General features: G+C 64.9%; 10 protein-coding genes and 1 riboswitch. Of the genes, 7 read left to right on the forward strand and 3 right to left on the reverse strand.

Annotated elements, in window-relative coordinates; genetic code table 11:
- The first annotated feature begins 167 nt into the window (after positions 1-167).
- Both FIU94_RS07765 and FIU94_RS07770 read left to right on the forward strand, forming a co-directional pair.
- On the forward strand, positions 168-1,679 hold the full coding sequence (locus FIU94_RS07765; protein WP_152465235.1) for an MORN repeat-containing protein: 1,512 nt from the start codon (positions 168-170) through the stop codon (positions 1,677-1,679).
- Between the two features lie 48 nt (positions 1,680-1,727).
- Positions 1,728-2,777, forward strand: a complete 1,050-nt coding sequence (locus tag FIU94_RS07770) for a nitronate monooxygenase family protein (RefSeq protein ID WP_152465236.1) — start codon at positions 1,728-1,730, stop codon at positions 2,775-2,777.
- 41 nt (positions 2,778-2,818) lie between these two features.
- On the opposite strand, the gene FIU94_RS07775 is transcribed toward FIU94_RS07770, so the two are convergent.
- Positions 2,819-3,742, reverse strand: a complete 924-nt coding sequence (locus FIU94_RS07775) for an MBL fold metallo-hydrolase (protein WP_152465237.1) — start codon at positions 3,740-3,742, stop codon at positions 2,819-2,821.
- 539 nt (positions 3,743-4,281) lie between these two features.
- Here FIU94_RS07775 and gltX point away from each other — a divergent pair.
- Both gltX and FIU94_RS07785 read left to right on the forward strand, forming a co-directional pair.
- Positions 4,282-5,616 carry a glutamate--tRNA ligase gene (gene gltX, locus FIU94_RS07780; RefSeq protein ID WP_152465238.1) on the forward strand — a complete coding sequence of 445 codons (1,335 nt, stop codon included), beginning with the start codon at positions 4,282-4,284 and terminating at the stop codon, positions 5,614-5,616.
- 54 nt (positions 5,617-5,670) lie between these two features.
- Positions 5,671-7,071, forward strand: a complete 1,401-nt coding sequence (locus FIU94_RS07785; protein WP_152465239.1) for an MATE family efflux transporter — start codon at positions 5,671-5,673, stop codon at positions 7,069-7,071.
- Here FIU94_RS07785 and FIU94_RS07790 read toward each other — a convergent pair.
- Entirely contained in the window at positions 7,051-7,605 is a 555-nt protein-coding gene (locus tag FIU94_RS07790; protein WP_152465240.1) for a gamma-glutamylcyclotransferase family protein, read from the reverse strand. The two genes, FIU94_RS07785 and FIU94_RS07790, sit on opposite strands and share 21 nt — an antisense overlap.
- A gap of 96 nt (positions 7,606-7,701) precedes the next feature.
- Positions 7,702-7,787: riboswitch (glycine riboswitch) on the forward strand.
- A gap of 153 nt (positions 7,788-7,940) precedes the next feature.
- On the opposite strand from FIU94_RS07790, the gene gcvT reads away from it, so the two are divergent.
- The 3 genes from gcvT to gcvP all read left to right on the forward strand — a co-directional run bounded on the left by gcvT (position 7,941) and on the right by gcvP (position 12,358).
- Positions 7,941-9,065 carry a glycine cleavage system aminomethyltransferase GcvT gene (gene gcvT / locus FIU94_RS07795; protein ID WP_152465241.1) on the forward strand — a complete coding sequence of 375 codons (1,125 nt, stop codon included), beginning with the start codon at positions 7,941-7,943 and terminating at the stop codon, positions 9,063-9,065.
- Between the two features lie 19 nt (positions 9,066-9,084).
- Positions 9,085-9,444: a glycine cleavage system protein GcvH gene (gene gcvH / locus FIU94_RS07800; protein ID WP_152465242.1), complete on the forward strand. Its 360-nt coding sequence runs from the start codon at positions 9,085-9,087 to the stop codon at positions 9,442-9,444.
- 67 nt (positions 9,445-9,511) lie between these two features.
- A complete protein-coding gene (gene gcvP, locus FIU94_RS07805; RefSeq protein ID WP_152465243.1) occupies positions 9,512-12,358 on the forward strand; it encodes an aminomethyl-transferring glycine dehydrogenase in 2,847 nt (948 codons plus the stop codon).
- A 414-nt stretch (positions 12,359-12,772) separates the two neighbouring features.
- On the opposite strand, the gene FIU94_RS07810 is transcribed toward gcvP, so the two are convergent.
- The gene (locus FIU94_RS07810; protein ID WP_152465244.1) at positions 12,773-13,645 is read right to left on the reverse strand and encodes an inositol monophosphatase; all 873 of its coding nucleotides are present in this window, start codon (positions 13,643-13,645) and stop codon (positions 12,773-12,775) included.
- Positions 13,646-13,676: the final 31 nt, after the last annotated feature.

The raw sequence follows: 13,676 nt of genomic DNA on the forward strand, positions 1-13,676 counted from the left end.
CGGGGGAAAAGCCCAAAGGACCTTGCCCGCCGGATGCGGCAGACCCGGTGCGGTGAATTTGCCGACACACGGCGCAGGGCACAAAAGACGATTGCCCCTCTATCCCCCATTGCTTAGGCTTGCCGACGATCCCGCTTTGACGGCGGTGCAACTAGACGGGTATGTCCATGTCCTTTCGTTCACTGATCCTGTGTCTTTTGCTGACAACCACGCCCGCCTGGGCGCAGGAAGGTCAGGTACTGACCAAGCAATACGACGATGGCGGCGTGTACGAGGGCACCTTTCGGGGTGGCCTTCAGCACGGGCAGGGCACCTACACATTGCCGAACGGCTACCAGTACCAGGGCAACTGGGAAGACGGCGAGATCAAGGGCGAAGGCGTCGCGCGCTTTCCCAACGGGTCGGTCTACGAGGGCAATTTCTCCAAGGGCAAGCCGGATGGCTTCGGCAAGATCACCTTTGCCGACGGCGGCACCTACGAGGGCGACTGGGAGACCGGCGCAATCATGGGGCAGGGCGTGGCCCTGTACGCCAACGGGGTGCGTTACGAGGGCGGGTTCCGCAACGCCAAACATCACGGCAAGGGCGTGATGCAAAGCCCGAGCGGCTACGAATACAAGGGCGACTGGATCGACGGGGTCAAGCAGGGCACCGGTACCATCACCTATCCCGACGGCGCGGTCTACGAGGGCGCGATCGAGGCGGGCAAACGCAATGGCGAGGGCAAGCTGACCATGCCCGACGGGCTGGTTTACGTCGGTCTGTGGCAGGACGGCCAGATCGAGGGCACCGGTACGCTGACCCAGCCCAACGGCGACGTCTACGAAGGCAACCTCGTCGCGGGCCGGCGCGAGGGCGAGGGGAAAGTGACCTATGCCAACGGCGACACCTATGTCGGGACGTTCGAGGATGACCGCCGCCACGGGCAGGGCACCTTCACCGGGGCGGACGGTTACGTCTACGTCGGCTCCTGGGTGGACGGCCAGATCTCGGGAGAAGGCCAGGTCACTTATCCCGACGGATCTGTCTATGTCGGCGAATTCCGCGATGACCTCGCGGAGGGGCAGGGCAAGATTACCTACCCCGATGGCTCCACCTACGAAGGTGCCTGGGAGGCCGGTGTGATCGAGGGCGAGGGCCGCGCGACCTACCCCAACGGGGTGGTCTACGAGGGCAGCTTCTCCAACGCGCGCAACGACGGCCAGGGGGTGATGACCTATGCCGACGGGTATCGCTACGAAGGCATGTGGAAGGACGGCCAGCGTCACGGCATGGGCACCGCGACCTATCCCGACGGCACCGTTTACGAAGGCAACTTCCAGGATGGCAAACGTCACGGCCGCGGCAAGATCACCATGGCCAACGGTTTTGTCTATGACGGCGAATGGACACGCGGCGAGATCGAGGGCCAGGGCATCGCGACCTACGCCAACGGCGATGTCTACGAAGGCACCTTCAAGGCGGGCAAACGCCAGGGCAGCGGCACCATGCGCTATGCCAGCGGTGAGCAGGCCAGCGGCGACTGGGACAACGGGGCCCTGACCGAGACCGCCGCAGGAGAGACCGCCGCAGCAGAGGGCAGCGAAGAAACCGCAGCGGAGGATGGGCAGCCCGCGTCCGAGACCCCGCCGAGCGACGACGCCCCGGCCAGTGACGACGCCCCGGCCAGTGATGACTAACTCAAACCGGCGGGCGCGCTGGCCTCGCTGAAGTCAAAGAGGCACCGCATGCTGGACGGACTGGGCATAGAACTTCCGATCTTTCAGGCACCGATGGCCGGGGTTTCGACCGCGCGCATGGCGGCGGCGGTGTCGAACGCGGGCGGGCTGGGCGCGATTGCCGTGGGCGCGACCGATGTCGCTGGTGCTGCCCAAATGATCGCGGACACCCGCGCGGCGACGGACCGCGCCTTCAACGTCAATGTCTTCACCCATGAAAAGCCACAGGCGGACCCGCAGGCTGAACGCGCCTGGCTGGACCTGTTGCGCCCGCTCTTTGCCGAATTCGGCGCGGAGCCGCCCGCAGAGCTGCACACCATCTATCAAAGCTTCAACGACAACCCCGACATGTTGTCCCTTTTGATCGAGACCCGCCCGGCGGTCGTCAGCTTTCACTTCGGGCTTCCCACACCGCAGGCTGTCACAGCACTTCGGGATGCGGGCATCACGCTGCTGGCGACGGCGACGAACATGGATGAGGCGCGGCAGATCAAGGCGGCGGGCATTCACGGCATCGTCGCCCAGGGGATCGAAGCGGGCGGCCACCGCGGCATGTTCGACTGCGCGGCGCCCGATCCGCAGCTTGGCACCTTTGCGCTGACACGGCTGCTGACCGCTGAACTGGACCTGCCGGTGATTGCGGCAGGGGGCATCATGGATGGCGGGGGCATCGCCGCTGCATTGAACCTGGGTGCCGTTGCGGCACAGCTGGGCACCGCCTTCATCGACTGCGCTGAATCCGCCGCTGATGACGCCTACCGGGCCGCCCTGCACGGGCCGGGTGGCTACCGCACGCGATTGACATCGGTGATTTCCGGTCGTCCGGCCCGCGCGCTTGAAAACCGCTTCACGGCCAGTGACGGCGTGGCACAGCACGGCATGCCGCCTGCCTATCCGATCGCCTACGACGCGGGCAAGGCGCTTCATGCCGCCGCGAAAGCCGCCGGTGAACATGGGTTCGGCGCACAATGGGCCGGTCAGGGCGCCCCGCTGGCCCGATCCCTGCCCGCGGCGGAACTGGTGGCGACGCTGGCCCGGGAACTTCGGGCGCAGCGCTGACGTCCCGGCGCGGGGATCGGCCCCGCACCGGGCACCTCACCTCAAAGCATCAGCTGGTAGCTGTGCGGCACATAGACGAACCCGTCGTCGCGCGTATCGACATAGCCGAAAGCGGGAAATGGCATGTGATAACCGACAAAGGGGATGCCATCGGCTGCCAGCATGTCCAGCAGTCGGCGTCGCGTTGCGGCGGCGGCTTCCTTGTCCTGGTCGAACTTCACTTCCCAGTCCGGATGGGCCAGGGACCAGACGTAGTGGTTCGCGAAATCCGCCCCGAGAACCAGTTGCTTGCCATCGGATTCGATCATGTAGGCCATGTGGCCGGGGGTATGCCCGAATGCCGCCATCGCCGTGATGCCCGAGGCGACCGTCCCGCCGTCATCTAGAAACGTCATCTGGTCCGCCAGCGGCTTGACCTTGGTGTTGAACCCCTCGTTGTCCATCGCGGACCAGGCGTCGAATTCGACCTGTCCGGTCACGTAACGCGCGTTGGGAAAGGTCGGCGCATCGCCCTGCATCAGCCCGCCGATATGGTCGCCGTGCATATGGGTCAGCACCACGATGTCCACCTGATCGGCGGCGTATCCCGCCGCCTGCAGTGCCGCCAGCGTGCCCTCCGCGCTGACCCCGGTATCGAAAAGGACGACTTCCGACCCGGTGTTGACGACCGTCGGCGTGAAGAAGAACTGCGCAGCATCCGCCGGGATATGCGCGGCCTGCGACACGTTTTCAAAGGTCTCATGATCCACGTTCAGGCCGAAGATGTCATGCGGCGCCTCGACCGCGCGGGTGCCCGCGAGGATCGTCGTGACATCATAACCGCCAAGGCTGACACGGCGAAACGGCGAGGCGCCGGCACCCATGATCGGCGCTTCGGCACGGGCAGAGGTGGCCGCAGCGGCCAGGGGCAGGGCGGCAGCACCGGCAAGGGCGCTGCGTCGGGACATTTTGAATGCGTTCGTCATGGATGGGACCTCCGTTTTCTGTTGTGATGGCTAATGGTAGCAGCGCGGGCGCTCTTTCCCATTTTTCCATGCTCCGGAGGCGATCATATTTTCGTCAGCCCGCCGGCACCGCGCAGACGCCCCCGTGGCAGCGACCCTAGGCTCTGGACCCATTAACTCCATATGCTCAGCGGCGATTTCACGAAATTTCAGTGGTTTGGGGCGTGCAGCTAATCCCCTCTCGGGACATTGCTGCGCAATGCCCTGCCGGGCAGTGGTAGGTTCTATTTGCAAGCGACCCAAGACGTTGAAATGAAGTGAAATCGCCGCCCGTCGCTCCGAAGGAGCGCCGATTCATGCTGCCACGCCTTCGGCGTGACGGGTTTGACGGATTTTCCCGCAGCCTGCGGCGTATCTGTTTGAAATAAAACTACTATTCCAGCGCAGATGCTTCTTGTCTGCGGACAAATCAGTCAAACAGAGCGTATTGAATTGATGGGTCCAGAGCCTAGACAAACAATCGGCTCTGTGACACTTGACCGGGGTCCAAGGAGAACAGCATGGCCGCCGATACCGTCACCCGTTTCGCCCCTTCCCCCACCGGTTACATCCACGTTGGCAACCTGCGCACGGCGCTGATGAACTATCTCATCGCGCGCAAGGCGGGCGGCACCTTCATCCTGCGCATCGACGACACCGATCCCGAGCGGTCGAAGGAAGAATATGTCGACGGCATCAAGCAGGATCTGACCTGGCTGGGGCTGGAATGGGACCGGGTGGAACGCCAGTCGGAACGGCTGGACCGGTATCACGCCGCCGCTGACGAACTGCGCGCCAAGGGCCGGTTCTACGAGGCGTTCGAGACCCCGACGGAGCTGGACCTGAAGCGCAAGAAACAGCTGAACATGGGCAAACCGCCGGTCTATGACCGCGCGGCGCTGTCCCTGACAGACGCGCAGAAGGACGACCTGCGTGCCGAGCGGGGCAATGGCGTCTGGCGTTTCAAGCTGGACCAGAGCCGGATCGAATGGGCCGACGGTATCCTGGGCGATATTTCCATCGACGCGGCCAGCGTCAGCGACCCGGTGCTGATCCGGGGCGACGGACAGATCCTGTACACGCTGGCGTCGGTCGTGGACGACACCGACATGGGCGTGACCCATGTGGTGCGCGGATCGGACCATGTGACCAACACAGCCACGCAGATCCAGATCATGCAGGCGCTGGGGCACGATCACCCCGCCTTTGCCCACCATTCGCTGCTGACCGGTCCCCAGGGCGAGGCGCTGAGCAAGCGGCTGGGCACCCTGGCGCTGCGCGATCTGCGCGAACAGGGCGTCGAACCCTTTGCCCTGCTCAGTCTGATGGCGCGGCTGGGGTCGTCGGACCCGGTAGAGCTGCGGACAGACATGGCAACGCTGATCGACGGCTTCGACATCGAACGCTTCGGCACTGCCCCGACCAAGTTCGACGTGCGGGACCTGTTCCCGCTGACGGGCCGTTACCTGCAGACCCGCCCGGTCGAGGATGTCGCGGGCACGATTGCCGACATCGGCGTGCCAGAGGATCAGGCCGCGCGATTCTGGTCCGTCACCCGCGAGAACATCGAAACGCTGCATGACCTCAAACCCTGGTGGGAAATGTTCCGCGACGGTGCCGATCCGGTGATCGAGGACGGCGACGAGGCCTTTGTCGCCGAAGCCATGGCGATGCTGCCCGAGATGCCCTTTGACGAAACCACCTGGTCCAGCTGGACGGCCGAGGTCAAGGAAAAGACCGGGCGCAAGGGGCGCGCCCTGTTCCGGCCCCTGCGGCTGGCGCTGACCGGACAGGAACACGGCCCCGAGATGGCCAATGTCATGCCGCTGCTGCGGGTCGTGAAGGCGCGCGGGTGATGACCGGCCTGCAGGCTGACCACGTCCTGCAGGATAGACGACGCCGGACCCACGATGGCTGACGGCGCGCAGGCAAAGTTCCTCACCGGGAACCTTTTCGTGCACGTGGCGGTCATGGCGCTGACCTCGTCCATCGGACTGATGGCTGTGTTCCTGGTCGACTTCGTCGACATGATCTTCATCTCGATGCTGGGCAAATCCGAACTCGCGGCGGCGGTGGGATATGCCGGCGCGATCCTGTTCTTCACCGCCTCTTTCGGGATCGGCATGGGCATCGCGGCAGGCGCGCTGGTGGCCCGGGCGCTGGGGGCGAACAACCTCGTGCTGGCACGCGAAAGGTCGACCCACGCGTTGCTCTACGGTCTGATGTTCGGGATCGTCTTCTCCATCGGGGTCTGGCTTGCGTTGCCCGGGCTGGTGGCGATGCTCGGGGCCCGCGGCGAAACCGCCGGGCAGGCCGTGCATTTTCTGCAGATCGTGGTGCCGTCGGTCCCGTTTCTCATGGTGGGGATGATGGGGTCGGCCATCCTGCGGGCCCATGGCGACGCGCGGCGGGCAATGATGGCGACCATCGTGGGCGGCATCGTCAACGCCGCGCTGGACCCGATCCTGATCTTCGGGCTGGACCTCGAACTGACCGGTGCCGCCATCGCCTCCTTTGTTGCGCGCGTGGCGATTGCCGCCGTGGCGATCTGGTCCCTGATCAGGGTCTATGACGCGCTGGTGATGCCCCGGTTCAGGGGGATGCTGCGCGACTTTACCCCCGTTGTCGCCATCGCCTTTCCGACCATCCTTGCGCAAATCGCCACACCGGTGGGGCAGGCCTATATCACCCGTGTCATGGCCGATTACGGCGAGGACGCGGTGGCGGGCATGGCCGTCGTGGCGCGGCTGATGCCGGTGGCCTTTGCCGTGGTCTTTGCGCTGTCGGGGGCGGTGGGGCCGATCATCGGCCAGAACTACGGCGCGGGCGACCTGGCGCGGGTCCGGCGTGGCTTCACGGCGGCGATCCTGTTTGTCGCGCTGGTGATCCTGACCGTGTCGGCCCTGTTGTTCGCCTGCCGTGCGCCGATTGCGGATCTGTTCGGTGCGACCGGCATCGCACGCGACCTGATCTACCTGTTCTGCGGCCCGCTGTCGCTGGCGTTCTTCTTTCCCGGCGTGCTGTTCGTGGCGAATGCCGTGTTCAACAACCTGGGCCAGCCGTTCCTGTCTACCGTCACCAACTGGGGCCGCAACGCGGTGGCGCTGATCCCGCTGGTCTGGCTTTGCGCGGCCATCGGGGGCGCGCCCGGTGTGCTGATCGGGCAGGCGCTGGCCGGGGTCGTCTTTGGTGTCGTGGCCTGGATCATGGCGCTGCGCTGCATCGCGCGCGGTGGCAAACCCGAAGGCCGGGGCAAGGAAATCTTTGGACGTGAGGGCCGCCTGATGACCCTATTCCACGCGCGCCGATAGCCGCGCGAGGTGGCTGTCCACCAGTGCCGTCTCCTGTGCCGACAGCACCTTGTGCCGGGGATAGCGGGGTGCCGCGCGGTCGTTCAGCACCGGCGTATCCCAGCCGTCCGTCGTGTCGAAGAAATCCTGCACGCCCGCTTCGCCGAATTCGTGCAAAAACCCCTGCACCACCACGTCGAGATAGCTGAGCAGGATGGCGTGGTCGCCCGGTACGCCCGTGTCGGAGGGCGGCACCGCGTAATGCGCGATGTCCGGCGCCGGGCTGATGGGGTGGATCACCGCCCCGCCCGAGGACAGGCGCGCATAGCCCGCCTCGCGCGCGTCCAGCGCCGCCCAGTCTGCCCCCGGCACCGCTGCGATCAGCCCGTCGATGGTGGTGCCGGGGTCTTCCACGACGCTGAGGAACACCAGATCTCGTACCGCCGTGCGCACCCAGCTGCGCCGCCAGCCGCGCAATCGCGCGGGATGGGCATCGGGATAACTGTGGGTCTGGCGGTTTACGAGGCTGCCATAGCCAAAGAAATAGGGGATCATATGCAGAAGGTCCGTTGGTATCGCGGGCAAAAGACCATTGTAGCCCGGCGCATGCAAGCCTGCTTGACGACCGGTCGGCCCCCGGCATACCAAAGGGCATCCGTCACGGGAGAATCGGATCATCCGATGCCGAAGGAGCAACCGCCCCGGAAACTCTCAGGCACAGGGACCGTGCCGGATACCGACACTCTGGAGAGTGGTGCCAAGCGCATCCGCCGAAGGGATAACGATCTCAGGCGAAAGGACAGAGGGGGCATCTTGGACCGCAATGTGCGGGGGAAAGATGCCGTTTTGCTCCATCTGGACAACCGGCAGGAAGAAGAGGTGCCGCGCCGATGGACGATCTGAAACATACACCGCTGTTCGATCTGCACGTGGAACTGGGCGCGAAAATGGTGCCCTTCGCCGGCTATGCCATGCCGGTGCAGTATCCGCTGGGGGTGATGAAGGAACACCAGCACACGCGCGAAGCGGCGGGCCTGTTCGACGTCAGCCACATGGGGCAGGTGATCCTCTCCGGCCCGTCATGGGATACGGTCGCCCGCGCCTTCGAGACGCTGGTGCCGATGGATGTGCTGGGTCTGGCTGACGGCAGGCAGAGGTACGGCTTTTTCACCAATGATGCGGGCGGGATAGAGGACGATCTGATGTTCGCCCGCCGTGGCGACGATCTTTTCGTGGTGGTCAATGCCGCCTGCAAGGACGCCGATATCGCCCGGATGAAGGCCGCGCTGGAACCCGATGTGACCGTGACGCCACTGACCGACCGTGCGCTGATCGCGGTGCAGGGCCCGGCGGCCGAAGGCGTGATCGCCGCGATGGACAGCCGCGCGGCGGAAATGGCCTTCATGGATGTGCGCGATCTGGAACTGGATGGCGCGCCGGTCTGGGCCTCCCGTTCCGGCTACACGGGCGAGGACGGCTTCGAAATCTCCGTCCCCGCCGACGCGGCGGAGCCGCTGGCAAGACGCCTTCTGGCGCAGGACGGGGTCGCCGCCATCGGCCTCGGCGCGCGGGATTCGCTGCGGCTGGAGGCGGGGCTGTGCCTTTACGGACACGACATCGACACGCAGACCACACCGGTCGAGGCCGCGCTGACCTGGGCGATCCAGAAAGTGCGCCGCCCGGGGGGCGACCGCGCCGGTGGCTATCCGGGCGCGAAGGTCGTGACAGATCAGATGACGCAGGGTGCGACGCGCAAACGCGTCGGGCTGCAGCCCGAGGGGCGCGCGCCCATGCGCGAGGGCACCGAAATCTTCGACGCAGCCGAAGGCGGCAACCGCGTTGGCCAGGTCACATCCGGCGGTTTCGGTCCCAGCGTTGGGACACCGGTTGCGATGGGCTATGTAGAGGCGGGGCTGGCCGGGACCGGAACGCCCCTCTGGGGCGAGGTCAGGGGAAAACGGCTGGCGCTCGCCGTGGCGAAGCTGCCCTTCGTGGCGGCGAATTTCAAACGATGAAGTCAACAGGGAAGACACAATGAAGTTTACTGAAGAACATGAATGGCTGCGCGAGGAAGACGGCGAAATGGTGATCGGCATCACCATCCACGCGGCAGAGCAGCTTGGCGACGTGGTGTTCGTCGAATTGCCCGAGGAAGGCACCGTGGTCAGCAAGGACGATGAGGTCGTGGTGATCGAAAGCGTCAAGGCGGCGTCGGACATTCTTGCGCCCGTGGATGGCGAAATCACCGAAGTGAACAGCGCATTGGCCGACAACCCCAGCCTCGTGAACGAGGATCCGCAGGGCGACGCCTGGTTCTTCAAGATGAAGATCAGCGATCCATCCCAGATGGACGAATTCATGGACGAAGCCGGGTACCAGCAATTCATCGGCTGACCCGGACCCGCACGCCGGACCCTCCGGCCGGGGTTATTTGACTGCCAGAAAGAACGAGGATGTCGCGATGAGCTTCAAGCCGACCGAATACCTGCCCTATGATTTTGCCAACCGCCGACACATCGGGCCGTCACCGGCGGAGATGTCGGAGATGCTGAAAGTTGTGGGCGCCGATTCGCTCGACGCGCTCATCGACGACACCCTGCCCAAGGGCATCCGCATGAAGGGGACGCTCGATTTCGGCAAGGCCAAGTCGGAGCGCGAGGTGTTGGAGCATCTGCGCAAGGTGGCGTCCAGGAACAAGGTCCTGACCAGCCTGATCGGCCAGGGCTATCACGGCACCGTCACGCCGCCCGCGATCCAGCGCAACATCCTGGAAAACCCGGCCTGGTATACCGCCTATACCCCCTACCAGCCCGAAATCAGCCAGGGGCGGCTTGAGGCATTGCTGAACTTCCAGACCATGGTCAGCGACCTGACAGGCCTGGAAATCGCAAACGCCTCCTTGCTGGACGAGGCGACCGCCTGTGCCGAGGCGATGACCATGGCGCAGCGGGTCTCCAAGTCAAAGGCGGTCAAGTTCTTCGTGGACCGCGACTGTCATCCCCAGAACATCGCGGTGATGAAGACCCGCGCGGAACCGCTGGGTATCGAGGTTGTCGTGGGCGACCCGGCCAAGATGGACGCATCCGAGGTCTTCGGCGCGATCTTCCAGTATCCGGGCACCTATGGCCACGTGCGCGACTTTACCGACAGCATCGCGGCCCTGCACGAGCACAAGGGCATCGGCATCGTCTCGGCCGATCCGATGTCGCTGACGCTGCTCAAGGAACCGGGCGCGATGGGGGCGGACATCGCCGTCGGCAGCACGCAGCGGTTCGGGGTGCCCGAAGGCTATGGCGGGCCGCATGCCGCCTACATGGCGTGCAGGGACGCCTACAAACGCGCCATGCCGGGCCGTATCGTCGGTGTTTCGATCGACGCGCATGGCAACCGCGCCTACCGTCTGTCCCTGCAAACCCGCGAACAGCACATCCGCCGTGAGAAAGCGACCAGCAACGTCTGCACCGCTCAGGCCCTGCTGGCGGTCATGGCGTCCATGTACGCGGTGTTCCATGGCCCCGAGGGGCTGAAGGCCATCGCGCAGCGCATCCATCGCAAGACCGTTCGTCTGGCCCGCGGATTGGAAGAAGCGGGCTTCAAGGTGGATCCGCAGGCGTTCTTCGACACCATCACGGTGGACGTGGGGCCGCTGCAGGCGGCGGTGATGAAATCGGCGGTGGACGAGGGGATCAACCTGCGCCGGGTGGGGGAGTTCCGGGTCGGCATTTCGCTCGATGAACGGACCCAGCCTTCCACCATCGAGGCGATCTGGCGGGCCTTCGGCATCGTCAAGAAAGACAGCGATTTCACCCCGGAATACCGCGTGCCCGAAGAGATGCTGCGCACCTCGGATTATCTGACGCACCCGATCTTTCACATGAACCGGGCCGAGACCGAGATGATGCGCTACATGCGCCGTCTGGCGGATCGGGACCTGGCGCTGGACCGCGCGATGATTCCGCTCGGCTCCTGCACGATGAAGCTGAACGCCGCCGCCGAGATGATGCCGGTCAGCTGGCGGGAATTCTCGTTGATCCACCCCTACGCGCCCGCCGATCAGGCCCTGGGGTACAAGGAAATGATCGACGACCTGTCGGCCAAACTCTGCGATATCACCGGCTACGATGCGATCTCGATGCAGCCCAATTCGGGGGCGCAGGGGGAATATGCGGGGCTTCTGACCATCGCCGCCTATCACGAGGCGCAGGGCCAGGGACACCGCAAGATCTGCCTGATCCCGATGAGCGCGCACGGCACGAACCCCGCCAGCGCACAGATGGTGGGCTGGAAGGTGGTCGTGGTGAAATCGGCGGCCAATGGCGACATTGATCTGGACGATTTCCGCGCCAAGGCCGAGGCCGCGGGCGACGATCTTGCGGCCTGCATGATCACCTACCCTTCGACGCATGGCGTGTTCGAAGAGACGGTGAACGAGGTCACGAAGATCACGCATGAATTCGGCGGGCAGGTCTATATCGACGGGGCCAACATGAACGCCATGGTGGGCCTCAGCCGCCCCGGTGATCTGGGCGGCGACGTGAGCCACCTGAACCTGCACAAGACGTTCTGCATCCCGCACGGCGGCGGAGGTCCCGGCATGGGGCCGATCGGCGTCAAATCGCATCTGACGCCGCATCTGCCGGGTGATCCGAACGGGGGCGGCGCGGCGGTCTCGGCGGCGCCCTACGGCTCGCCCTCGCTGCTGCCGATCTCCTGGTCCTATTGCCTGATGATGGGCGGCGAAGGGCTGACTCAGGCCACGCGGGTCGCGATCCTGAACGCGAACTATATCGCCAAGCGGCTCGAAGGCGCGTTTGACGTGCTTTACAAGGGGCCGACGGGCCGGGTCGCGCATGAGTGCATCGTCGATGTGCGTCCCTATGATGACAGCGCCGGGGTGACGGTGGATGACATTGCAAAGCGCCTGATCGACTGCGGCTTCCACGCGCCGACCATGTCCTGGCCCGTGGCGGGGACATTGATGGTTGAGCCGACGGAGTCGGAAACCAAGGCAGAGCTGGACCGCTTCTGCGACGCGATGCTGGCGATCCGGGACGAGATTGCCGCGATCGAGGCGGGCGACATGCCGCGCGAGAACAACCCGCTCAAGAATGCGCCCCACACGGTCGAGGATCTGGTCGTGGACTGGGGCGACCGGCCCTACAGCCGCGAGCAGGGCTGTTTCCCGCCGGGGGCCTTCCGGGTGGACAAGTACTGGCCGCCGGTCAACCGGGTGGACAATGTCCATGGCGACCGGAACCTGATCTGCACCTGCCCGCCCCTTGAGGACTACGCCGAAGCGGCGGAGTAGCCAGAACACCGACCGGTTGTCTCGTTCCTGTGGGAAAAAACGGCCACCCGAGGGGCCAGCCCTTTTCATCGCGTGTTGCAACTCATGGCCGAAATGCCTGCGGGCATGACGCTATGTCCAACAAAGTCTCCCGAAGCAAAATTCGGGAGACTTCTGCGCCGAAGGTCGGCATTGCGGACTTTGCTGCCGTTGCGATAGCGCGGTGCCTGTTCCACAAGCATCCGCCCGGCGCCAGCCGGGCATCGCCCGACCTCCCCCCGGAGGGCGATTTTGCAACATTTGCCACCACATCACCCGCCTGCTAGTTTGAAACGACTCTCACCACTTATTGGCTTGGAACGCCCTCCAGCTCGGGCGATACCCGGCTGGCGCCTCATGTCACTTTGGTCTCATTGCGGGCAGGTCCGTCCGGTCCTACAGGTCCGCGTCGTTCAGGAATTTGAATGCCTTGGCCAGCCGGTTCCAGGTTGCCTTGTCCGGCGCCGCCAGAAGGTGCCCGCTGCGCAAGGTGGCGGTGTAGTCTTCGCCTGACAGCATCTGCACATATCCGCCCGCTTGCTGGCAGATCAGTACACCAGCGGCATGGTCCCACGGGTTCAGGCTTTCGGTCAGGACAAAGTCGACATGACCCTGCGCGAGCATCCGGTACTCATGGGCCGAGCAGCGCAGGCTGCCCACCCAGCCGAAATCGGGAAGCTTCGATGCCAGCTTCTGCCGCCGCGCGTGATCGAACAGGTAAAGCGGGACATAGCCGGAAAGCCCTGCCAGTTCACCGCCCTGGCTGGCCTGCAGATCTCGGGTCACGCCGGAGGGATGTTGCATCTGGGCGGGGCCCTGATCGTCTGCAATGACCCAATCGTCCATCACCGGGTCATAGATTAGCCCGAAGGCCGGTTTGCCGTACCGCGTGACCGCAAGGATGATGCCGAACACCGACAGCCCCCGCGCATAATTCCAGGTGCCGTCGATCGGGTCGATGATGAAACACAGCGGCGCGTCCGCGATCTTGTCCAGCAGGCTGGCATCGGCGGACACCGCTTCCTCGCCGATCACGAGCGCACCGGGAAAGGCCATATGCAGGGCGCGGGTGATCATCGCCTCTGCTGCCGTGTCTGCAATCGTCACCAGGTCGTCCGGCCCCGACTTCGTGGCGATGTCGGCGGCGTTCAGCCCGCGGAAACGCGGCATGATCTCGGTTTTTGCGGCGCGGCGCAGGATGTTGATCACATTGTTGCGCTGGGCGCGGCTCAGGGCGGGGGCGCGGTTGGCGGGCAGATTGTCAGGCATTGTCGCTCCTTTGTATTCTGGCGCTGACTTG

Origin of the sequence: Sulfitobacter sp. THAF37 (genome assembly GCF_009363555.1) — a bacterium.
Lineage (GTDB): Bacteria > Pseudomonadota > Alphaproteobacteria > Rhodobacterales > Rhodobacteraceae > Sulfitobacter.

Coding starts and splice junctions, on each gene's coding strand:
- FIU94_RS07770 (WP_152465236.1), top strand. CDS start 1,728: ATGCTGGACGGACTGGGCATAGAACTTCCGATCTTTCAGGCACCGATG.
- FIU94_RS07810 (WP_152465244.1), bottom strand. CDS start 13,645: ATGCCTGACAATCTGCCCGCCAACCGCGCCCCCGCCCTGAGCCGCGCC.
- FIU94_RS07775 (WP_152465237.1), bottom strand. CDS start 3,742: ATGACGAACGCATTCAAAATGTCCCGACGCAGCGCCCTTGCCGGTGCT.
- gcvP (WP_152465243.1), top strand. CDS start 9,512: ATGAGCTTCAAGCCGACCGAATACCTGCCCTATGATTTTGCCAACCGC.
- gcvT (WP_152465241.1), top strand. CDS start 7,941: ATGGACGATCTGAAACATACACCGCTGTTCGATCTGCACGTGGAACTG.
- gcvH (WP_152465242.1), top strand. CDS start 9,085: ATGAAGTTTACTGAAGAACATGAATGGCTGCGCGAGGAAGACGGCGAA.
- FIU94_RS07785 (WP_152465239.1), top strand. CDS start 5,671: ATGGCTGACGGCGCGCAGGCAAAGTTCCTCACCGGGAACCTTTTCGTG.
- FIU94_RS07765 (WP_152465235.1), top strand. CDS start 168: ATGTCCTTTCGTTCACTGATCCTGTGTCTTTTGCTGACAACCACGCCC.
- gltX (WP_152465238.1), top strand. CDS start 4,282: ATGGCCGCCGATACCGTCACCCGTTTCGCCCCTTCCCCCACCGGTTAC.
- FIU94_RS07790 (WP_152465240.1), bottom strand. CDS start 7,605: ATGATCCCCTATTTCTTTGGCTATGGCAGCCTCGTAAACCGCCAGACC.